The organism is Nocardioides sp. NBC_00368, assembly GCF_036090055.1.
GTDB lineage: Bacteria > Actinomycetota > Actinomycetes > Propionibacteriales > Nocardioidaceae > Nocardioides.
In genome coordinates this window covers 1,898,537-1,918,658 of the sequence record NZ_CP107970.1, presented here as the reverse complement: position 1 = coordinate 1,918,658, position 20,122 = coordinate 1,898,537, and the positions used below count along the sequence as shown (strand labels likewise).

The following is a 20,122-nucleotide window of genomic DNA, read 5'->3' as shown; positions in this document are numbered from 1 at the left end:
AGTGGACCCGGCGAGGGGCTTTGGTCACCGTCGAGCTAGCGGGTGAGGTCGGTGCGGGCCTGCTCGAGAACCCGGTCGAGGTCCACGTAGATCTTGTCGTGCCGCTCCTTGAGGTCCTCGCGGTCCGTGGCGTCGTTGAGGTCGCCGATGTCCTCGCGGATGCGCCCGAACCGCTTGGGGACCGCGCTGCCGGCGCTGAGGACGCTCAGCTGACCGATGGCTGCGCGCGCGGCCGAGTTGTTGCGGTAGGCCTCCTGTCGCAGGGCTTCCCGCTCAGCGTGGGGGAGATCGTCGAGCCTGGCCTTGACGCGGCTGTAGGTGACGCGCTCGAACTCGTACAGGCTCGCCGCGCACTCGCCGTACACGCGGATCCTGGCGTCCAGCAGCTGCAGGTTGCGGTTGTTCCGGTGCTGCCAGTACGCGCCGAGCCCGGCACCGAGAAGGGTGGCGAGGAGACTCGTCGCGGCCACGATGACAGTGGTACTCACAGCGGAAGACCGTAGGGCATCTGAGCCCGCCGCGGGTGCGTACGTCGAGATCGTCACGCCGATGCCAAGCAACCTCAGACGTGGTCCAGCGCGGCCGTGCGGCGTCGATCACAGTCAAACGAGGTCTACGGGTTAGGTTCTGCGGCGGCGTTTCCCCCGATTATGGAGTTTTGATGTCAGACCTGACCTACCAAATGCTTGCGCTCGTGGCCTACATGGTCGCGATGCTCGGCATCGGCGCCTGGGCCTACCGGCGCACCTCGAACCTCGACGACTACATGCTGGGCGGCCGTGACCTCGGCCCGATGGTGAGTGCGTTGAGCGCGGGTGCCTCGGACATGTCCGGGTGGCTGCTCATGGGCCTGCCCGGCGCGATCTACGCGACCGGGCTGATGGAGGGCTGGATCGCCGTCGGCCTGACCGTCGGCGCCTGGCTCAACTGGAAGGTCGTGGCGCCGCGGCTGCGGACGTACACCGAGGTCTCGGGCGACTCGATCACCGTGCCGAGCTTCCTGGAGAACCGGCTGAAGGACAGCTCGCGGCTGCTGCGGATGGCCTCCGGCGCCGTCATCCTGGTGTTCTTCACCTTCTACGTGTCCTCGGGCATGGTCGCCGGCGGCGTCTTCTTCGAGAGCTCGTTCAACACCGACTACCACACCGGCATGCTGGTGGTGGCCGCGGTCGTGGTGGCGTACACGCTCTTCGGTGGCTTCCTCGCGGTCTCCTACACCGACTTCGTGCAGGGCGCGATCATGCTGCTCGCACTGATCCTGGTGCCCGTCGTGGGTGTCTTCGTGACCGGCGGGCCGGCTGAGACCTTCGACAGCATCCGCGCCGTCGACCCGTCGCGGCTGAGCATGCTCGAAGGCGCGACCGCGCTCGGTGTCATCTCGGCGGCGGCGTGGGGTCTGGGCTACTTCGGCCAGCCGCACATCATCGTCCGGTTCATGGCCCTGCGTACGGCAGGAGAGGCCGCCTCCGCGCGGCGCATCGGCATCGGCTGGATGCTGCTGAGCCTCTTCGGCGCCGTCGGCACCGCGCTCGTGGGCATCGCCTACTTCCAGCAGAACCCCGACGCGACGCTGAAGGACCCGGAGGCCGTCTTCATCGTCCTGGGCCAGATCCTCTTCCACCCGCTGGTCGCGGGCATCATGCTCGCCGCCGTGCTCGCCGCGATCATGAGCACGATCTCCTCCCAGCTCCTGGTGACCTCCTCGGCGCTGGTCGAGGACCTCTACAAGGCCGTCTTCAAGAACGACGCCTCCGACCGCCAGCTGGTCCTGTTCGGCCGGCTCGCCGTGCTCGGCATCGCTGTCGTGGCGGCGTTCCTGGCCTGGCCGAAGACCGGCACCGTGCTCGACCTGGTCGCCTACGCCTGGGCGGGCTTCGGCGCCTCCTTCGGCCCGATCATCCTGCTCGCGCTGTGGTGGCGAAAGCTCACCGCGCCTGGTGCGCTGGCCGGTCTGGTCGTCGGTGCGGTGACCGTCGTCGTGTGGGGCAACATCGAGGCCCTCAGCTCGCAGATGTACGAGATCGTGCCGGGCTTCGTGCTCAACACGATCGTCGCCGTGGTGGTCAGCCTGGCCACCTACAAGGAGAACCCGGACATCGAGGCCGAGTTCGACGAGGCGATCCGCCTGCTCGAGGCCGACGGTTCGCGCGAGGAGTCGGCGCGGGTCTGATCCGACGGGCCCGGGATCGCGTGGAAACCGCGATTCCGGGCCTGATGGCGTACCGTGAGGGATGTTGAAGGGACGGCTCTGCAAGTCGTCCTGGCCGCACACGAAGTCGCGGCTTGTATCTCTTTATCCTGGTTTTCGGTTCGCTGGACATCAGCACAGATGGATGTCTTCAGCGGCTCGGGGCACAGTGTCCCGGCACCGAACAAAGGAAAAGATCATGGCTCAGGGCACCGTCAAGTGGTTCAACGCTGACAAGGGCTTCGGCTTCATCGCGCAGGACGGCGGCGGCGAGGACGTGTTCGTTCACTTCTCCGCCATCCAGACCAACGGCTACAAGTCGCTCGACGAGAACCAGAAGGTCGAGTTCGACGTCACCCAGGGCCCCAAGGGCCCGCAGGCCGAGAACGTCCGCGTCTCCTGATTCACCACGAGGGGCCCCGACCGCTGCTGCGGTCGGGGCCCCTCGTGCGTACGCGCCCTCGGGTCGCCCCGGTCAGTGCAGGTGCGACTGCCAGTCCTGCGGGACGCGATCCGCGGGTGCCGGTGCGGCCTGCGACTCGGGCCGGCTCGTCGGCGCGGCCAGCTCCGGACCCTGGAGCGCCTCCTGGTTCTCGAAGTCCCAGAACCACGTCTCGCCGGGCTCGAAGCTCTGCATGTAGCGGTGCCCCGTCTCGCGGAAGTGGTGGCTGGCGTGCTGCGCCGGGGAGCTGTCGCAGCAGCCCACGTGTCCGCACTCGGCGCACCGCCGAAGGTGGAACCACCAGCCGGAGTCGCTCGAGAGGCACTCGGCACATCCGGTGCCGGATGGCGGGGCAGCGACGTCGATCCCTGGTGTGCCGGTCATGGCGCTCACGTTACCGGGCCGGGCCCTGCTGCGTTGGCCGCCCGCCGAACTCCCAGCGGTGGACCTCGATCCCGACGTAGGGGTCGGGGGAGAGGATCGCCCGCGCGACCGGCTCGGATGCCGCCTCCAGCAGCACGGCCGCGCCGAGCACCGCGGCTCCGTCGTCGGAGAGCAGCGGTCCGGCGGCGATCAGCGCGTCGTTGTCCGGCAGGTCGAGGCGGTCCGTCGTCGGCTCCGTGAACCCGAGGACGAGGTAACGGTCGCTGCCGGGCCGGCCGTCGTAGTCCCACATGGTCCGGCCGAGGGAGTTGCTCCACCGTCGCAGCATCACGTCGCGATAGGCCCCCGCCTGGTAGCCGGGCTCCTCGAAGGCGAACGCGCGGGCGGCGGAGGCATCCGGGAGGTCGAGGATGTGCACGCTGCCGGTGAGGGTGTCGTCGTCCAGGAAGGTCGGACCCCGGGCGATCATCGTCTCGGCGAAGGCGTCCATGTAGGTCCAGTGCTGCTCCACCATCTCGGTTCGCAGCGGTGTCGATCCCGGACGGTCGCGGTGGTAGCAGAAGAACTCCATGGCGCTGAGCGTCACGGGCCGCGGCGTCCCGCGCAATCGGTTTATGTCGGCTGGTCCTAGGGTGGAGCCGAGGAGGGCTGACATGGTGAGCGATCGCGACCGAAACGAGCAGGGCCGGGCACAACAGTCCCGGCCGCGCGACGCGCTCGGACGTCCGCTGTCCTACGGCGAGGTCGGCGTCGAGCCGATCTCCGAGGAGCCGCTCCCGCCGGAGGAGACCCTGGCGTACGCCCGTGAGCTCCTGGACGCCGGCCGGCCGTTCGCCGCCCACGAGGCGCTCGAGGTCCGGTGGAAGTCGTGTCCGGACGAGGAGCGCGAGCTGTGGCAGGGACTGGCGCAGCTGTGCGTCGGCCTGACCCACCACGAGCGCGGCAACGCCGTCGGCGCCTCGCGACTCATCGAGCGGGCGGCGCGGCGGCTGAAGGCGTACGAGCAGGGCGACGGTCCCACCTACGGTCTCGACCTCGGAGCACTCATCGCCTGTGCCCGAGACCGGGTATAGCTCCGAGTGCCTATTGACCCCAAAGGTCGTCGCCGTGCTTTGGTGGATCCATGACGCGCACGGTCGAGGTCGACTACCTGGTGGTGGGCGCCGGCGCCATGGGGATGGCGTTCACGGACGCCCTGATCGAGCATGCCGACGTACGGGTGGCGCTGGTCGACCGCCGCCACGGCGTCAGCGGACACTGGCTGGAGGCGTACCCGTTCGTACGTCTGCACCAGGCCTCCGCCTTCTACGGCGTCGCCTCGACCCTGCTCGGCGGCGGGCAGCTGCAGGAGCGCGGACCCGAGGCGGGTCTTCAGGAGCGGGCCGCGCAGGCGGAGATCTGCGCCTACTACGCCCGGGTCCTCGACCGGATGGTGGAGTCGGGGAAGGTCGAGTTCTTCCCGAACAGCGAGTACGTCGGCGACCGCACCGTCGTCTCGCACATCTCGGGGGAGCGCCTCGAGATGCCCGGGGCCCGGGTCGTCGACGCCCGCTACCTGGCTCCCAGCATCCCCGCGGAGAAGCCGCCGCCGTTCGGCGTCGCCGAGGGCGCCCGGGTGCTGCCGGTCAACGAGCTCGCGCGGCTCGAGGAGGCGCCGAGCCAGTACGTCGTCGTCGGCTCCGGCAAGACCGCGACCGACGCGTGCATCTGGCTGCTCTCCCGCGGCGTCGACCCCGATGCGATCTGCTGGGTGCGCCCGCGTGACCCGTGGATGTTCAACCGGGCCGTCGTCCAGCCCGATCCCGCGATCTTCCTCGGCATGGCCGCCGACACCATGCAGGCCGCCGAGCAGTCGACCTCGCCCGAGGACTTCTTCCTCCGGCTCGAGGCCGCCGGCATCATGCTCCGCATCGACCGCACCGTCATGCCGACGATGGCCAAGGCGCCGACGCTGGCGACGTGGGAGCTGGAGAAGCTGCGTACGCTCGAGAACGTCGTACGCCGCGGCCACATCCGTCGCGTCGACCGAGGTTCCCTCACCCTCGATGAGGGCACCGTCGCCGTCGCCGACGACGCCCTGGTCGTGCACTGCGCCGCCGACGGCCTGAAGTACCCGCCCCTGGTCCCGGTCTGGGGTCCGGAGACGATCACGCTCCAGCCGATCCGGGCCGGGTTCCCCTGCTTCGGCGCCGCCGTCACCGGCTACGTGGAGGCGACCCGTGACTCCGAGGCCGAGAAGAACAGGCTCTGCCCGCCGAGCCCGTTCCCCGACACGATGGCGACGTGGGCGCGGATGAACGTCCTGGGCACCCAGGCAGCCATGTCGTTCTCCTCCGAGCCGGACATCAAGGCATGGTCGGACCGGGTTGCGCTCAACCCGGCCCGGGTCCCGCCGGGGTATCCGGCATCCGCAGCGCTCGACGACGCGCGGGAGCGGCTGGCGAAGCACACCAAGCCCGCTCTCGCCCGGCTCGCTGAGCTGGCCGGACCGAGCTGAGCCGACGCGAGGGCTCGGGTCTCAGTCGACCGGTGGGGGACAGGCGATGCGGACGAACTCGTCGTACTCCTCGGCGAGCTCGGTGGCGACCTCCGCGAGCTGCGCGAACCCGGCCTGGCTGGCGCTGCGGGCCTCGGCGTGCATGAGGGCGGCCGACTCCTTGTACTGCGCGCACAGGACTGCCAACGGCGCCGGCGCGGGTAGCGACTCGGGCCGGTTCCGTTCCTCCTCCGGCAACGCCTTCCAGTCCTGGTTGGCCGACTCGATGGCTGATCCCAGCCGCTCCACCGCGTCGCGCGGGATGTTGGTCGTGTCCATCCTGCTGGCGGAGAAGCCGTTGCCGATCTGGTTGCCCTGGTTGGGGCCGTCGAATCCCGACGACCCGGTCGGGTCCTGCTCGCCGTTGCCGCCGTAGCGGAGCCAGCGCAGATCACCGTTCGCGTCGACGAAGTAGAAGATCCGCGCAGGCGCCGGCTGTCCCTCGAGGCCGGCGCGGTCGGTCATCCCGCCGAACAGGTGACGCACCGTGTCGAAGCCGTTGCCGATCTGATTGCCCGAGTTGTTCTCCACGAACCCGTTGGTCCCGGACGGATCGAGCTCGCCGTTGCCCGTGTAGCGGAACCAGAGCATGTCGCCGTTGTCCCGGATTGCGAGGAATGCGCCGTCGCCGACGCCCACGATGCGGCGGAAGCCGAGGAAGCCGTTGCCGATCTGGTTGCCCTGGTTGGGCCCGGGGAATCCGCGGACCCCCGTAGGGTCGTGCTCGCCGTGGCCCTCGTACTGGAACCAGAGCAGATCGCCGTTCTCGGCCACGGCGAAGATGGTCGTCGCCGTGGTCTGTCCTTCGCGCGGAGAGACGAACAGGTGGCGGAAGGTGTGGAAACCGTTGCCGATGACGTTGCCGGGGTTGTTCTCGACGAAGCCGTTGGTCCCGCTGGGGTCGTGCTCGCCCGCCCCGGTGTACCTGAACCAGGTGAGATCCCCGTTGGGCGCGACAGCGAGGATGATGCCGTTGCCGCCGCCCATGACATGGAGGAACTTGTCGAAGCCTCGGCCGATCTGGTTGCCCGAGTTGTTTCCCACGAAGCCGTTCGCGCCCGTCGGGTCCTGCTCGCCGAACCCGTCGTAGCGGAAGTAGCGCAGGGCGCCGTCGTCCTCGACCGTGAAGAAGCGGCCGACGTGGGGACGCGCGACGCCCGGAGGCGCGGTGCCGTTACCGGTGTAGATGATGTGCCGCATGGGTAGGCCTCCGATCGCCCGCTGCCTTTGCTCGTCAGCGTTTCAGTGGGCGCCTTCGTGGGCATCGCCCAGATGGAGGATCTGCGGAGCGGACTCAGCGCTGCTGCCCCAAGCCGATCCGAACCAGGGTGGCAGACTGCACGATCGCACCGATCGCGGTGCCGAACGCGCCTAGGACCAGCGCGATGTAGATCATCCACTCCCAGCCGCCCCAGTGCCCGTCGAGATCGAACGGAAAGATCTGCCAGATCCGCAGCACGGACACGAACCCGACCAACGCGTTGACCAGCTCGCCGGTGGCTTTCACCGCCGGCCGATCGTCGGCGACGTACGCGAGGTTGACCAGGACGCCGGTCGCGATCGAGGCGTAGACGAACGGCAGCACATCCGTGGTGTCGTCCGTGAGGAACGGTACGGCGTCCCATCCGGGCCATATGGCGATGAGCCAGGCCAGGATCAGGTTGACCAGGATGGCAACGACGTACCCGAAGCGGCGCGTCCGGGTTCGTGGTTCGCGGGCTGTGGCAGTCGTCATGGTGGACCTCCTTCATCATTCATCGTCGCGCCGCCCCGGAGGCGAAGGGAGGGACCTTCGATTCCGTTCGGCAGGACCTTGGCTGCCGTTCGGCGCACGTGACGGGCATCCGTCACCGAGGGAGAGGACGAAGTCCCCTCGTCGGCCGCGACCTGATCGCGTTGCCTGGGAGGCACCAGATCGTCACCCGTCGTACGAGAGGGATCCGCCGATGACCACGGACGCGCCGAAGTCGATTCCCGTCGACTCCCCGTCAGGACCCCTGCCGCCCGCGACCGCGTGGCGTGCGGTGGCTCGCTGCGTCGTCGAGTCGGCGCGGATGCTGACCACCGGGGTCGTGCGCTGGCCGCGCCTCAACGTGGGCCGTCGACTGCGGTTCGCCGACGGGACCACCGGCGGGGTGTACCGGGAGACGGCGGTCGCACGGGAGCCTCTCGAGCCGTGCCTGCTCGTCGTGTGCTTCCGGCTCCGACTGGTCCGCGGCCGCGGGCACACGCTGTTCCGGTGGGAGAGCTGGCTGAACACCCCGCTGTTCGTCGGGTTTCCGGGATTCGTCTCCAAGCTCTGGCTGGCCGACGACGAGCAGGGCCGCTACCGGGGTGTCTACGAGTGGGACGGAGCAGACCGTGCCGAGCACTACGCCCGATCGCTGTGGAGGGTGCTCGCGCTGGTGAGCGAGCCGGGGTCGATCGACTTCCGGGTCGTGCCCGGGCTGCATCGTGACGAGGTCCTCGCGGATCCCAGCCTGCTCGGCAGCCTCGGCAGCCTCGGCCGCACCGAGCCTGCAGCCCCTGACTGGTGGCGTCCGGCCAGCACGTCATGAGCCCACCCGACGTGCTCGTCGTCGGGGCCGGTCCTACCGGACTCACCCTTGCCCTCCAGGCCCACGAGCACGGCGCCACGGTACGCGTGGTCGATCGTCGGAGCGAGGCGTTCCGACGCTCGCGGGCGATGATCGTGCACTCTCGGACCCTCGAGTGCCTTCGCCCGCTCGGGGTGACGGCAGCCCTGCTCGACCGCGCCGACCGGACCCCGCGCGCGCAGCTCCACCTCGGTAGCCGGGTCGTGGACGTCAGGCTGGGGGAGGCGGCCATGTCAGGTACGCCGTACCCGCATCTGACGATGGTGCGCCAGGCGGACGTCGAGGAGGTGCTGACGCAAGCCCTGAGTCGGCGAGGCGTCGAGGTGGAGTGGGGAGTCGAGCTCGACGCGGTCGACGTGACGGGCGGGCAGACGCGTGCGACTCTCACATCGGCGGATGGTCGAGAGCTGGTCACGCCTCGGTACGTCGTCGGTTGCGACGGCCCCGGCAGCAAGGTGCGTGACTCCGCGGGGATCGCCTGGGAGGGCGGCCCGTACCGTGAGGAGATCGTGCTCGCCGACCTCGAGCTCGAGGCCGGTCTCACGCCGGACGTACTCCACGTGGTCGCGGGTCGTCGAGGCCTGCTGTTCCTGTTCGCGCTCGGCGAGGGAGCGACGTGGCGGCTGCTCGGCACCCGCCCGGCCCGCGACGGGGGCCAGCCGTTCGGCCAGCCCGGCGAGGCCGTACCCGCTGCCGAGGTGCAGGCCCTCATCGACGACGCCGGGCTGGAGGCGCAGGCACGGGAGATGCCGTGGTCGGCGAGCGTGCGACTCCAGCACCGCGTGGCCCGACGGTTCCGGCAGGGGCCGCTCTTCCTCGCCGGCGACGCCGCGCACACGCATTCACCCGCCGCCGCCCAGGGCATGAACACCGGCATCATCGACGCCGTCAACCTCGGCTGGAAACTCGCGTACGCCGACCACGGATCGCCCGCGCTGCTCGACTCCTACGAGCACGAGCGCCGGCCGGCGGCACGGCAGTCGCTCGCCCTCACCCACGCGGTCTTCTTCGCCGAGGCATCCACCCACCCGTTGCCGCAGCTCCTGCGAGGCAGGGCGCTGCCGCTCTTCGCTTCCGCGCTGCCCGCGGTGCTGCGACAACCCCGCGCGATGGCTGCCGTCATCGCCCTTCTCTCCCAGCCCTGGGTGCGCTACCCGGGCAGCGCACTGTCGGTGTCCGACGGTCTCCTGGCCCGGGGACCGCGCCCGGGCGACCGGCTGCCGAACCGCGCCGTGACGTGCGGCGATCGGCAGGCGCGGCTGCACGATCTCACGGCCGCGCCCGGCGTACATCTGCTCCTGGCGCGCGAGGCGGAGTGCGCCGAGCTCGGCGGTCTCGGTCCACGGGTCACCGTCCACCGGATCGACAGCTGGCCCGGCACAGGCATCACCGCCGTACGTCCCGACGGTCATGTCGGCTACCGGTCGTCGCGTGGCGCGCACGCTCTCAGCGACTGGCTGAAGCTCGTCGGAGCGGCGTGATCGCCGTTCCGTCCCGTTGGCCGGACCTGATGCCGACCCAGGCGGCGTCGATGCTGACATAGGGGTTGGGCCGGGTGTGCCCGGTGGGTCCCCAGTCCGCGAAGATGCCGCCGCTGGCGACGACGTCGACGGTGCGAGCGGTGCGGATCTCGGCAGGGTAGCCACCGTCGGGGAGTCGTTTGCTCTCCAGCAGGGCCAGCGCGTCGGCGCAGCGGGGGTCGCCGATGTGGCCGGTCTCGGCCATCACGGTCAGGACGAAGAGGACGTCGTAGAACCGGATCGGCCACTGGATGCGCAGCGGGTCGTGTCCCCAGTCGGGGGAGATGGGGGCGCCGTCGTGGCGTCGCCACAGCAGGCGTCGCCGGAGCAGGACCTCCGCTGCCCGGTCCACGGCGTCCGCCAGGTGCGCCGGCGGCGCAGTCGAGGCGGACCGGTGGTGGCGGGCCAGGCCACGCAGCGGGAGCAGGGTCTCCTGGACCGAGGAGGTGTGGGCGGTGGGGTTCCGGTCGCAGTTCCAGCCGCCGTCGGGCCACTGCCACTCGATCAGCCGGGCGGCGAGGATCTCGGTGCGCTCGTCGGCCAACCCCAGCTCGTGCAGGTACCACAGCGCCAGGCCCTCCTGGGAGGCGCAGCGCCTGATCCGGTCGCCCTGGCCCGGCAGCACCGCGGTCGAGGGTGGGCGTAGGTGGCGAGGCGCGAGCAGCCAGGCGAAGACCTGGTCGACCAGCGGTCCGAGCGAGGTGTCACCGGGCGGATAGCCGAGCTCGGCGAGCCCGGCCAGCGTCCAGTGCGGTCCCTGCCACTTGCGGTAGGCGTTGGTCTCGTTGCCCTTTCGGATGGTGCCGTCGGGGCGTCGGTGGGCCAACATCCGCCTCACGTTGTCGCTCTCGGCCACCAGCTCACGGCGCCGTCGCTGAGCCGGGTCGTCATCACCGAGTCCGGCCAGCAGCCGGTGGGCTCGCCACGCCACCGACGGCTCCGGAGAGGACAGCAGCCCGAGGGTCCAGGGATCGATCTCATCCACCACACATCACCACCGTCGGCCGTCCTGTCTCAGCATTCAGCCTCGGTCGCTCCGACCTTGGGGGACAGGGGCGAACGGCCCCGACCTGTGGCGGTACGACCCTTCGTCCCCTTGCAACCGGCGGGGGTATCAGTCGCTCGCGGACGTACCTCCTAGTTCTCAGGAGGTGTTGATCATGTGGATGAGTCGTTCACTCCTCGCAGTCATCGCCAGCGCACTGCTGTTCCTTGCCGCCTGTGGTTCGACCGATGGAGGGTCGGAGGTGGACATCACGGACGCGAGCTCTGCGACGACCGGGAACGAAGACCCCGATCCCGACGAGCCGACGGATCCCGACGAGCCGGTGGTGGCCGTGCCGACGCTCCCGATCGGCGGCGGGTCGTATCCGCTCGACGGTACGCCCGGCGTGGTCTGCGCCGACGTCAGCTGGCTCTGGCCCGACGGCAACAACCCGTCGGTCCCCGAGGGGATCTCGGTCCGGGTCACCGAGTACGAGGTCGAGCCGGAGGTCTTCGAGCCGACTGCGGACGCGGCGTGCGACGGTACGTCCTGCCTCGACGGGTTCGTCTTCACCGCCGACTCGACCGGCTGCCAGATCGCGATGCGCTCGCTGGTGCCCTGGACCGACGAGCAGGAGGGCGAGGATGCCGTGCTGCGGCTCGGTGGCGAGATGACCTGCCCGACCGAGCCCTGCGAGCTCGAGAACGTCGAGGGTGGTGACACCGAGGTGAACCTGGAGGCGCCGGAGGTGGACCCCGAGCCGACCGAGCCGACGGACCCCACGGACTCGACCGAGTCGGGCTGAGTCATGACCGAGACGCCGCCGGCAGGGATCGACCGCTGGGTGAGCCTGGCGACGAGCTTCGTCGCGCCGGTGACCGTGATCAGCGGCGTCCTGTTCTACTTCGGGTACGTCGCGGCCCGCGCCCAGTACGACTACTTCGGCCTCGACGTCGACGTCATCGGACTCAGCACCCGGGCCTACGTCATGCGCAGCCCACAGCCGCTGCTGACCCCGATGCTGGTCCTGGTGCTGGGTGGCGTCGCGGTGGTGGCCCTCCACCGCTGGGTGGGCCGACACGACACCGAGAGCTGGTTCCGCCGGGTGGTCACGACCGTCCTCGGCACCGGGCTGGTCCTCCTCGCGGCCGGGACGGTGCTGCTGGCGGCGTACTCCGTGATCGGCGGCTGGGCCTACTACTCCCTGCTGACGCCGGTCCTGCTCGGTGCCGGCGCGGCGCTCGTGGCGTACGCCCTCCGGTTGCGCGGCAGGTTCGAGCCGCGGGTCGCGCTGCTCTGGGTGGGCGTCGCCGCCTGCGTGGTCTGGGCGACGGCCACGACCGCGCAGTGGACCGGCCGTGGGCTGGCGATGGAGCAGGCCCGCAACCTGCGCAGCCTGCCCAGCGTCGTCCTCGACACCCGGGAGCGCCTGCACATCCCGGCCACCGCCGGGGTTCAGGAGGTCGTACGCCCGGATGCCGGTGAGGACGACTACCGGTTCCGCTACTGGCGGCTGAGGCTGCTGATCCAGGGCGACGACCGGATGTTCCTCGTGCCCGACACCTGGAGCGCCGGCGGCACGACCATCCTGGTCCGGCTGGACGACGACGTGCGGGTCCAGTTCCAGTTCCGGAACTCACCACCTGACTGAGCTGAGCCGTCAGTGGTTGCCCCGGCATGCCTCGCCGGGTGACGGCACGAACTCCTTGAGCCCGGCCCGCACGAAGATGCCGTAGCTCTGCACCCCGTGGTATCGGTCCTCGCCGCCGGGGCTCTGGTTGCCGCGTACGCCCAGTGCGTCGTCGTTGAACTGCGGCGGGTTGCCCTCGATGGCGTCCGCGGTGTCCAGGCCGGAGAACACGCACTCCGAGGAGGCGTGGTCCGGTGCGGGGATCTCGCCGCCGGTGCCGTTCACCTCTCCGGCGCTCGCGGCTCCGGCTCCGGCCAGCACGAGCCCCGCCGCGATGGCACAGCTCTTCATCAAAAGCTTCATGACCTCTGTTCCTTCCGTCTTCGATGCCCCTGATGTGACCTGCCGTGGCACCGAGCTTCGGTCGGCTTTCGGGGCCTGGATTTTCATCATCTGTCCGCTGCCGACGGGTTGTCATACGCCAATCTGGGGGAGTCCTGGGCGCGACCGGGGCGCCGCGTGGGACTCTGTCTAGACCTGTTGCATGCGGTTGCACGGGTCCAAACCGATCAGTTCCGGTCCTGCGGAAGGGATGTCGATGACCCACGCCGACGGCTCCGAGAACGGGAGCACGGACTGGGAGCGTACGAAGGCCTATCTGCAGCACGATCCGACCAAGTGGAACAGCCTCTCCTGGATCACCGCACGCAGCCTGATCGACTCGGTCAACGACATCTTGGGCAAAGGTACGCGGGGGCTCGTCGAGGACCTGCGCACGCATTGGACGAAGAAGGACGTGCCCCTGACGATCGCAGCTGACCGGGTCTCGAGGTTCCTGGTCATCGGCGACACCGGCGAGCAGGACCCGTCGCAGTACGTCGTCGCGCCGGCGTTGGCGCGAGCCGCGTTCGCGTGTGCGGAAGGGGACGAGAAGAGCTTCGTGCTCGTCCTGAGCGACGTGATCTACCCGTCCGGCAACGTCAACGACTACGTGGACGGCTTCTACAAGCCGTACCGCTCCAACCGGGTGCCGGGGCTCAAGACGCCACCCGAGGTGCGGGACGAGTTCGCGCTTCCCGAGAACGTCCCGGTCTACGCGATGCCGGGCAATCACGACTGGTACGACGGCCTCTACGGGTTCGCCCACCAGTTCCTGTATCCGGCGGACGGACGGCCGACCTGGCCCAGTGAGCTCCTGGCGCCGTCGTTCGACGGCACGCTCGGATGGTGGCAGCTGATCCGGGACCGCTTCGGCCGGATCATGTGGCGTACGCCCAGTGAGCCGGACGACCAGACCGCGCCGGCGCGCTGGGGCGAACCAGCCGACGATGACCAGCCGGCCCCAGAGGCCCAGCTGCAGCCGGCGCCGTACTTCGTTATCGAGGCGGAGCACGTGGATTTGGTGTGCCTCGACACCGGCATCGACGGGACCATCGACGAGCGGCAGTTCAAATGGCTGAACGAGCTGGGCGGTGAGAAGCCGAAGATCCTGATGACCGGCAAGCCGCTGTTCGTCAACGGTGAGCGCCGGAAGGGCGCCGTGGCCGGAAGCGCCGGCGAGACCGTCTACGACGTCGTGGCCGAGAGCAAGCACCGCTACGTCGCGACGGTGGGCGGTGACACCCACAACTTCCAGCTGTACGACCCGCAGAGCGAGGGCAGCTCACGCGACGGCCGGTGGCACATCGTCAGTGGTGGTGGCGGCGCGTACACCCACGCCACGCACCCCATCCGGACGGCCGTCTCGGACGCGCGAATGGACCTACGGTTCCGGCCGACCAGGCTCTTCCCGGGGTCGGCCGAGTCCCTGGCGTACTTCGCCCAGCAGCTCGTCCCCAGCATCTGGCGGCTGCTGCTGACCGTCGTGCTGTTCGGCGGGGGAGTGGTCCTGGGCCAGTGGCTCACCGGCGCCGGTGGTGCGGCCATCGCCGCGATGATGGTGCTGATGCTGCTGCACCAGCTGCCGCAACGTCCCGGTCAGAGTCTTTTCGGACGCCGCCTGCTCCTACGTCTCGAAGCGCTGGTCGCGGGGGTGTTGGCGACGCTGTTCCTGCACCAGTACCTGCCCGATGCGGCAGGAGCGCTGCTGGTGCTGTTCGGGTGGAGCACCCTGTGGATCTGCCTCAACGCCTGGTGCGTGCGCTGGTCGAGATGGTGGCACCCGGTCGAGCAGGTTCCCGGATGGCATCACCTCGCCTTCGCGTGCGTGCTGGCGGCTCTCGTGGTCGTGGCCCTGGTGCCCTGGGGTGTGGATCAGCTCGGCTCGGGCGAGGGAGGTGCGGTGTCGTGGTGGCTGTTCGTCGCGGTCGGCATCTACGCCGTCGTGGCGACCGTCGGGTGGCGGAAGCGGATCGTCTCCACGGTGAACGGCGTGAAGGCCGCGCGATGGCTCGAGCGCTCGGTCGTGTGGGCATTGCTCGCGCAGGCGGCCGTCGTCTCGGGCGAGATGCTGCGCGTGATGAGCGGCGAGGGCTTGACCCTGCTGTTCTTCAGCGGCCTGCTCGGACTCGTGCCGCTGGCGGTGATCGCGGTGGTGGTGCTCGTCGCGATCCTCGCCCCGGACCTGCTCACCCGCCACCTGCACGACGAGCCCGTACGCCGGGTGCAGGCGTGGCTCCGGTGGCGGCGGGTGGTTCAGCCCCTCGTGTTCCTCACGGCGCCCGTGACGCTGATGCTCTGGTGGTGGGTCGCCGATGCCGTCGACTCGGGGTGGATGCGAGCCGCCTTCGCCCTGCCGGCGCTCCTCACGGTGGCCGCGATCGGCATGCTGGTCGTCGACTGGCTGCGCCGGGAGCACGAGCGCCTCTACACGCCGCTGATGGTCCTCGTCATCCTGGCCGTCGGCGTCCTGCTGGTGGGGGCGGCGGTGCCGGGTCTGCTCGACGTACCGGGCTTCGAGGCGCCCGGCCAGCTCGCGAACGAGCTCAGGACGTGGTGGCCGGCCGTGGCGGTCGGCGCGGCCCTCTTCACCCTGGTCGCGGCGGGTGCTGCCGTCCTCCTCGCCCACCTGGTGTTCCTCGGCGCCTACTCGCTGATCGCAGATCCCAAGGCGTGGGTGAGCCCGCGCTACCGTCCGGGCGTCACGACGCCCTACGACTTCATCAGTGAGGCGGACGCGACGGCCATCATCAAGGCCGAGCAGGAGGAGATGGGCGGCCAAGCCGCCGTGGTCGACGGCGTCGGCTGGCGGACCAGACGCCGCGCGCAGATCGCCTTCCCCGGCCTCAACCCGCCCTTCGGCCCGATCCAGAAGTTCGTCTCCGAGATCTACTCCCTCGACGAGCCGCCCTTCTTCAAGCACTTCCTCGAGTTCGAGACCTCACCCGCGGAGGTCGTGGTCAAGATCCATCGGGTCCGTGGCGATCAGCCGGTTGAGATCGAAGAGGTGGCGAGGATCAGTCTCGCCGATGCCGCCCCTGACTGATCAGTCGGATTCCGGCGCAGGGACGAATCAGCATCGGTACTCTCCGTGGACCAGATCAGACGACCACGGAGGGCAGATGCTCGAGCATCTCGGCTGGCGCGAACTCCTTCAACGGTGGAGCGCTGAGATCATCGCGCATGCCGATGACGTCGCCTTCAAGGTGACGCCGCAGATGGCTGCCTCAGGGTGGGTCGGTGGCTCTCCTGCATCGGAGGCGGACATCGCAGCCGCCGAGGCGCGTGTCCGTTTGAGCTTCCCGCGCTCTTATCGAGACTTCCTTGCGGTCAGCGACGGCTGGCCACTGGTGTCCTTTGACTTCGGTAGCGTGCGGCGGGTCGTCGACGTGGACTGGGTCGCGAAGGCCAAACCCAGCCTCTGCAAAGCTCTCGCCGATGTCTACGGCGACGACAGCCCTCCGGACGCTGGCCCTAACCTGATGAACCGGTCGCTGATGCTCAGCACCGGCTTCGACAACTTCCTCTACGACACCGGCTGCGTCGGTCGTGATGGTGAATGGGGCACCCGTTGGTGGACGAGTTGGGGTGGCGACGAAGGGAACGCCGAGGCTTCATTTCGTGCCGGGATGGAGATGCACTACGCGAGTCTCGTCCGCTTCTGCGCATCTGACAGCCCAACCAATGGCGAGGTCGCCGACAAGGTCGATGATGCGTTCAGGGCCTTGCTGAACGGTGATCGGAGTGGTGAGGCGGTCGTTGCCGAAGCCCGTCATTTCGGTAGCGACCGCGCCGATGTCCTGGATGTGCAGATCAATGTGCTCAACGGCAATTACCGCGCCGAGACACAGGTGCTCAACCTCGCCAACAATACGTACGTCGAGGACGCTGCGATGTTGAACGACCTGTGGCCGATGTTCGTCGTTGCTGCGCTTGACCCGCGCGACAACCAGCAGCGTTCTCTCGACTACGCCCTGCAACGCGCTCCAAGACGCGTCGCCGACCACCTCAGAACGTTGGCCGACACTCTGCAGCAAGAAAGCGGCCTCACCGCCGACTTCAGTTCTGTCCCTGAGTTCGACTCCGCCATGGTCCGTGCGCGCAACCTGGTTCGCTCAGGGCGTGACGACGAGGCGTTCGACGCCATCATGGCCGCGATGCCGTCCTGGCGCCCGCTCTCCCCACAGCATCTGGCGCCGATGGGACTCACCTGGGACCGGGACTTCGCCCCGATGATGACCCGCGAACGCCGCCAGAGGATTCTGGCGTCGAAGCGGGCCACTGGCTGATGGCGCGCAGCGACTCTGCGATCTGCCAAGAAAGCACCCGGCGAAAGGGCGCCGGCCCGAGATCGTGTGCTGTCCGTCGAGAGCGCGCCCGCGCAGGCACGGTGCCGGTCGCGTACGGTCCGGAGTGACGCGGGAGCGACGCTCGCGTCAGACGTATCGTCCTACCCTGCGTCGATGATCTCGCCGTTGCGGGGTAGGCGGCCTCCGAAGGTGATGGGCACGGCATTGGCGTGTCGCACGTCCAAGCGGTCGATGGCCTGAAGGTGGACATGCGGTTCGGTGCTGTTGCCCGAGTTGCCGCAACGCCCCAGCGTCTCGCCGACTCGAACGCGTTGCCCCTGCCGCACCTGGACGCTGCCGCGTTGCAGGTGGCATACGGCAACCACCGGTCCGCCATCTGTTTCGATCATTACGTGGTTGCCAGCCAGCTGTGGCCAACCCGCTGCCGCCCGTCGGCCCTGGGTCAGGGCATACACCACGGACGGGAGCCCGCGGAAGGACGGGTGATCAGGCGCCGTGTGATGCACCCCGGCGACCACGCCGTCGACAGGTGCGAGGATGGGACGGCCGAAGCCAGGAAAACGTTCTGCCGGTTCGGGGCGCAGAAGCGACCCCAACGTGATCGGTGCCGTGCGTCCTGCCTCGTTGATCGGGACGAAGTCGATAGCGAATGACGTCGCGAACAGGGCGGTGCCGTGGCTGGGTACTCGATTCGCAGGACTGTTCTGGGTCAGCCAGCGGTCCCGAAACGGGTATGCCAGGTCGACGGACGACGTCATTCGACTGACCCTACCCCTGGCGCGTCCGGGTGACTTGTCGCCCGGTTTCCTGATCTGGGAACCGAGGTGTGCGGCTTCCGTGAGGCGCATGTCGGGGCGGTCGGGCGCAACCCAGCCTGCGTCATCGAAGGCAATCAGACGCGGCGGAGTGACGTGGCCTGTAGCTACTCCGCGTCGTCGTTGGTGAAATGACCTAGCACCGTTGAGTCATGTTCGATGATGAGGTCGACAGCCTCCCAGAACCCCGCAAGCCAAGGGTGGGCGAGCGCCTCGTCGCGCGAGAGTTTGTGTCCGTAGTAGTCGATGTTCGGGCCAGCGCTCCCACCCTGAACGAGTGAGCAGGCGAGGCCATGGTTCTCGATCCAGCCGTAGCGGCAGCCGAAAGTGACTCGATCCGGGCTCGGCGACGTCGGGTGGTCGGGGTCCCAGTCGTTGTCGAGTATGACGTCGATGTACGCCTCGTGCACGCCCTCGTGGTGGACGCAGTTGGCGAAGTAGATCGCGAACGCGCCGCGCTCGTCATCGTTGATGAAGCCACAGATCCGCTCGTGGAGATCGCCGTGTTCGCAGGTGAACGTCGTGACGTCTCGGTCGGGGTCAAGCAGCAGCGCCATGCGCGGAGCATATGGGTTACCTCGTCCCCGAGCTCAACCCGGATCAGCGACCTGCCAACGTGCTTCGCCTCGCGCCATCACCGGCTCAGGTTGGTTGCCGCCATTTCTTGGCGAAGGTGACGTGCCCCTGCTGAGTGGTCAAGCGCCGGCCACGTGGGTGGTGAGGAGGTCCTGAACTTCAATCCAGGGGAAACTTGGCGTCCGGCCCTGATGCCGCCACGACGAACGGCGCGAACCCGGGTGGGATCGTTGTGACCTCGAGGTCTGCGAACACGAGAGAGATGTTATGCCCGTTCGTCTCGATCAAGGCTTCATGGAACGGCCGACCGATCTCGGCTGTCCACTCCTGGGCCTCGAAGGACCCACTCACGAGCTGCATGCCGGGGTACAACGCCTGCCACTTGACGCCCCAGACATACGCGTCGCGCTCACCCGCCTCGATCCAGGTCTCGTAGTCGATCAGGTCGTCGTCTTGCGAGTAGCTCCAGACGTCTCGCCGGACGGCCGTGTTCACTGTGGCGCGGACACAGTGGGTGAACCGGTACCTCAGGTGCTCGGGCTCGATCCCAGTGCGGGGATCCGCGGTTGCGTAGATGTACAACTCGTAATCGCGCATATAGTCGGCGAAGCCGTGGAAGACCAATGCCTGGTCGAGCACATCATCAAACGCTTGCCGGATCTGCTGTTCGTCCACACGGATACCTTGCACCAGTCGGCGTCGCCGCTTCCGAAGTACGTGCAGAGGTTGGCGGCCCGTCGCGTCACCTATCGTGACGGAGTCGGGGACGCATGGTTCGCCTCCACACGGCGGTGTTCAGTTGGAGCCCTCGACGCCGGAACGCGGCGGTGTGACGCGGGTGTTCGAAGCGAGCGGATTCCAGCAATCAATGCGGTCTGGCGAAGAGGGCGGCAAGCTCTGCGGTTCCGATCCTGCTTGCCAGGATGCGCGGCGTAGCCCCGGCGTTGTTGATGATGTCTGGGTCAGCACCAGCCTGAAGCAGTGCTTGCACAGTGGCGCTCTGTCCTCTCGAGTCGAACACTGCGCGCCAAAGGGGCGTGTTCCCGTATCGATCTCGTGGGTCGACGGGTGCTCCAGCCTCGAGTAGCGCCCGGACCGCTTCGGTCTGCGACTGCTGGGCAGCGAAGTGCAGAGCCGTGAATCCCTGCTTGTCGGCCAGGCCAATATCGTCACCTGCCGCAAGGCGTGCCTGGATGGCCGGTACGTCGCCGTCGGCTGCGCGATAGTGGAGATCCTGACGACCTTCGCGATCCATGCCGACAGTGTGGCCGATCTCGTCAGCACTGGTCGAATGAGCGGCGCGCCTCGCAGGCGGCGGAAGGACGCACGTTCCAGACGCGCTACTCGCGCCCGGCTCCGACATGCGTCTGTCAGGCAGAGTTAAGGTGCGCCGGACGGCTCAGATCGTCTCTTCGAGCTGCGGGTCGTAGCACACAAGGCCGCGCGCCCGGGCTTCCGCAGCAATCACTGAAACGGCGAAATCTGCCCCCGGAAACGTCATGGTGATGTAGATGCACGAGCCGAATGCCTCCCCGATCTCCGGCCCCATCGCCCAAGGCGACTTCTCGTCTCCAGGTTCGCCAAGCGCAGGCCATCGTGCGAGCAGCGAGCTGACGAGGTCATTGATCACACCGGCGCTCGGCTCCGCAAGCGCTTCGTCGTCTAGGAGTTCGGAGACCACCTCATAGGCGGCATCGGGGCTGAGTCCAGCGAACGGCGGAACGTCGGCCCACACCGCTAGGTCGTAGCTCATGGGCTGAG

Annotated in this window: 22 protein-coding genes; 10 read left to right on the top strand and 12 right to left on the bottom strand. The window is 68.6% G+C overall.

What is annotated here, in order from left to right:
• Nucleotides 1-35 precede the first annotated feature (35 nt).
• Nucleotides 36-488 carry a hypothetical protein gene (locus OG984_RS09185; protein WP_328531283.1) on the bottom strand — a complete coding sequence of 151 codons (453 nt, stop codon included), beginning with the start codon at nt 486-488 and terminating at the stop codon, nt 36-38.
• A 173-nt stretch (nt 489-661) separates the two neighbouring features.
• Between OG984_RS09185 and putP the strand changes: the two genes are divergently transcribed.
• Complete coding sequence (gene putP / locus OG984_RS09180) at nt 662-2,170, top strand: sodium/proline symporter PutP (protein WP_328531282.1); 1,509 nt, start codon at nt 662-664, stop codon at nt 2,168-2,170.
• 217 nt (nt 2,171-2,387) lie between these two features.
• Nucleotides 2,388-2,591 carry a cold-shock protein gene (locus OG984_RS09175; RefSeq protein WP_165108803.1) on the top strand — a complete coding sequence of 68 codons (204 nt, stop codon included), beginning with the start codon at nt 2,388-2,390 and terminating at the stop codon, nt 2,589-2,591.
• A gap of 72 nt (nt 2,592-2,663) precedes the next feature.
• Here the strand turns inward: OG984_RS09175 and OG984_RS09170 are convergent, their stop codons facing one another.
• Both OG984_RS09170 and OG984_RS09165 read right to left on the bottom strand, forming a co-directional pair.
• Nucleotides 2,664-3,014, bottom strand: coding sequence for a UBP-type zinc finger domain-containing protein (locus tag OG984_RS09170; protein ID WP_328531281.1), 351 nt, complete (start codon nt 3,012-3,014; stop codon nt 2,664-2,666).
• Nucleotides 3,015-3,024: 10 nt separating this feature from the next.
• Nucleotides 3,025-3,600: a YciI family protein gene (locus OG984_RS09165; protein ID WP_328531280.1), complete on the bottom strand. Its 576-nt coding sequence runs from the start codon at nt 3,598-3,600 to the stop codon at nt 3,025-3,027.
• 67 nt (nt 3,601-3,667) lie between these two features.
• Between OG984_RS09165 and OG984_RS09160 the strand changes: the two genes are divergently transcribed.
• Nucleotides 3,668-4,087 (top strand): DUF309 domain-containing protein, encoded by a 420-nt coding sequence (locus tag OG984_RS09160; RefSeq protein ID WP_328531279.1) that lies wholly within the window; start codon nt 3,668-3,670, stop codon nt 4,085-4,087.
• A gap of 50 nt (nt 4,088-4,137) precedes the next feature.
• Nucleotides 4,138-5,511: an NAD(P)-binding protein gene (locus OG984_RS09155; protein WP_328531278.1), complete on the top strand. Its 1,374-nt coding sequence runs from the start codon at nt 4,138-4,140 to the stop codon at nt 5,509-5,511.
• Between the two features lie 21 nt (nt 5,512-5,532).
• On the opposite strand, the gene OG984_RS09150 is transcribed toward OG984_RS09155, so the two are convergent.
• Together OG984_RS09150 and OG984_RS09145 are read right to left on the bottom strand one after the other, a co-directional pair.
• Nucleotides 5,533-6,750 carry a tachylectin-related carbohydrate-binding protein gene (locus OG984_RS09150; RefSeq protein WP_328531277.1) on the bottom strand — a complete coding sequence of 406 codons (1,218 nt, stop codon included), beginning with the start codon at nt 6,748-6,750 and terminating at the stop codon, nt 5,533-5,535.
• Nucleotides 6,751-6,844: 94 nt separating this feature from the next.
• Entirely contained in the window at nt 6,845-7,285 is a 441-nt protein-coding gene (locus tag OG984_RS09145; RefSeq protein WP_328531276.1) for a hypothetical protein, read from the bottom strand.
• A gap of 211 nt (nt 7,286-7,496) precedes the next feature.
• On the opposite strand from OG984_RS09145, the gene OG984_RS09140 reads away from it, so the two are divergent.
• Both OG984_RS09140 and OG984_RS09135 read left to right on the top strand, forming a co-directional pair.
• On the top strand, nt 7,497-8,108 hold the full coding sequence (locus tag OG984_RS09140; protein WP_328531275.1) for a hypothetical protein: 612 nt from the start codon (nt 7,497-7,499) through the stop codon (nt 8,106-8,108).
• Nucleotides 8,105-9,628 (top strand): FAD-dependent monooxygenase, encoded by a 1,524-nt coding sequence (locus tag OG984_RS09135; RefSeq protein ID WP_328531274.1) that lies wholly within the window; start codon nt 8,105-8,107, stop codon nt 9,626-9,628. The genes OG984_RS09140 and OG984_RS09135 overlap by 4 nt, the downstream gene beginning before the upstream one ends.
• Here the strand turns inward: OG984_RS09135 and OG984_RS09130 are convergent.
• A complete protein-coding gene (locus OG984_RS09130; RefSeq protein ID WP_328531273.1) occupies nt 9,594-10,652 on the bottom strand; it encodes a hypothetical protein in 1,059 nt (352 codons plus the stop codon). The two genes, OG984_RS09135 and OG984_RS09130, sit on opposite strands and share 35 nt — an antisense overlap.
• 181 nt (nt 10,653-10,833) lie before the next feature.
• Between OG984_RS09130 and OG984_RS09125 the strand changes: the two genes are divergently transcribed.
• Nucleotides 10,834-11,457: a hypothetical protein gene (locus OG984_RS09125; protein ID WP_328531272.1), complete on the top strand. Its 624-nt coding sequence runs from the start codon at nt 10,834-10,836 to the stop codon at nt 11,455-11,457.
• Between the two features lie 3 nt (nt 11,458-11,460).
• Nucleotides 11,461-12,303 carry a hypothetical protein gene (locus OG984_RS09120; protein WP_328531271.1) on the top strand — a complete coding sequence of 281 codons (843 nt, stop codon included), beginning with the start codon at nt 11,461-11,463 and terminating at the stop codon, nt 12,301-12,303.
• A gap of 9 nt (nt 12,304-12,312) precedes the next feature.
• Here OG984_RS09120 and OG984_RS09115 read toward each other — a convergent pair whose 3' ends face one another.
• Nucleotides 12,313-12,645: a hypothetical protein gene (locus OG984_RS09115; RefSeq protein WP_328531270.1), complete on the bottom strand. Its 333-nt coding sequence runs from the start codon at nt 12,643-12,645 to the stop codon at nt 12,313-12,315.
• A 235-nt stretch (nt 12,646-12,880) separates the two neighbouring features.
• On the opposite strand from OG984_RS09115, the gene OG984_RS09110 reads away from it, so the two are divergent.
• Nucleotides 12,881-15,706: a metallophosphoesterase gene (locus OG984_RS09110; protein ID WP_328531269.1), complete on the top strand. Its 2,826-nt coding sequence runs from the start codon at nt 12,881-12,883 to the stop codon at nt 15,704-15,706.
• Nucleotides 15,707-15,782: 76 nt separating this feature from the next.
• The gene (locus tag OG984_RS09105) at nt 15,783-16,949 is read left to right on the top strand and encodes an SMI1/KNR4 family protein (protein WP_328531268.1); all 1,167 of its coding nucleotides are present in this window, start codon (nt 15,783-15,785) and stop codon (nt 16,947-16,949) included.
• 161 nt (nt 16,950-17,110) lie between these two features.
• Here the strand turns inward: OG984_RS09105 and OG984_RS09100 are convergent, their stop codons facing one another.
• The 5 genes from OG984_RS09100 to OG984_RS09080 form a co-directional block, all read right to left on the bottom strand.
• Nucleotides 17,111-17,728, bottom strand: a complete 618-nt coding sequence (locus tag OG984_RS09100; protein ID WP_328531267.1) for a M23 family metallopeptidase — start codon at nt 17,726-17,728, stop codon at nt 17,111-17,113.
• Nucleotides 17,729-17,892: 164 nt separating this feature from the next.
• Nucleotides 17,893-18,342: a hypothetical protein gene (locus OG984_RS09095; RefSeq protein WP_328531266.1), complete on the bottom strand. Its 450-nt coding sequence runs from the start codon at nt 18,340-18,342 to the stop codon at nt 17,893-17,895.
• Between the two features lie 178 nt (nt 18,343-18,520).
• Nucleotides 18,521-19,036, bottom strand: coding sequence for a YxiG-like protein (locus OG984_RS09090; protein WP_328531265.1), 516 nt, complete (start codon nt 19,034-19,036; stop codon nt 18,521-18,523).
• Between the two features lie 190 nt (nt 19,037-19,226).
• Nucleotides 19,227-19,616 (bottom strand): ankyrin repeat domain-containing protein, encoded by a 390-nt coding sequence (locus OG984_RS09085; protein ID WP_328531264.1) that lies wholly within the window; start codon nt 19,614-19,616, stop codon nt 19,227-19,229.
• Nucleotides 19,617-19,760: 144 nt separating this feature from the next.
• On the bottom strand, nt 19,761-20,114 hold the full coding sequence (locus tag OG984_RS09080) for a hypothetical protein (protein ID WP_328531263.1): 354 nt from the start codon (nt 20,112-20,114) through the stop codon (nt 19,761-19,763).
• Nucleotides 20,115-20,122 lie beyond the last annotated feature (8 nt).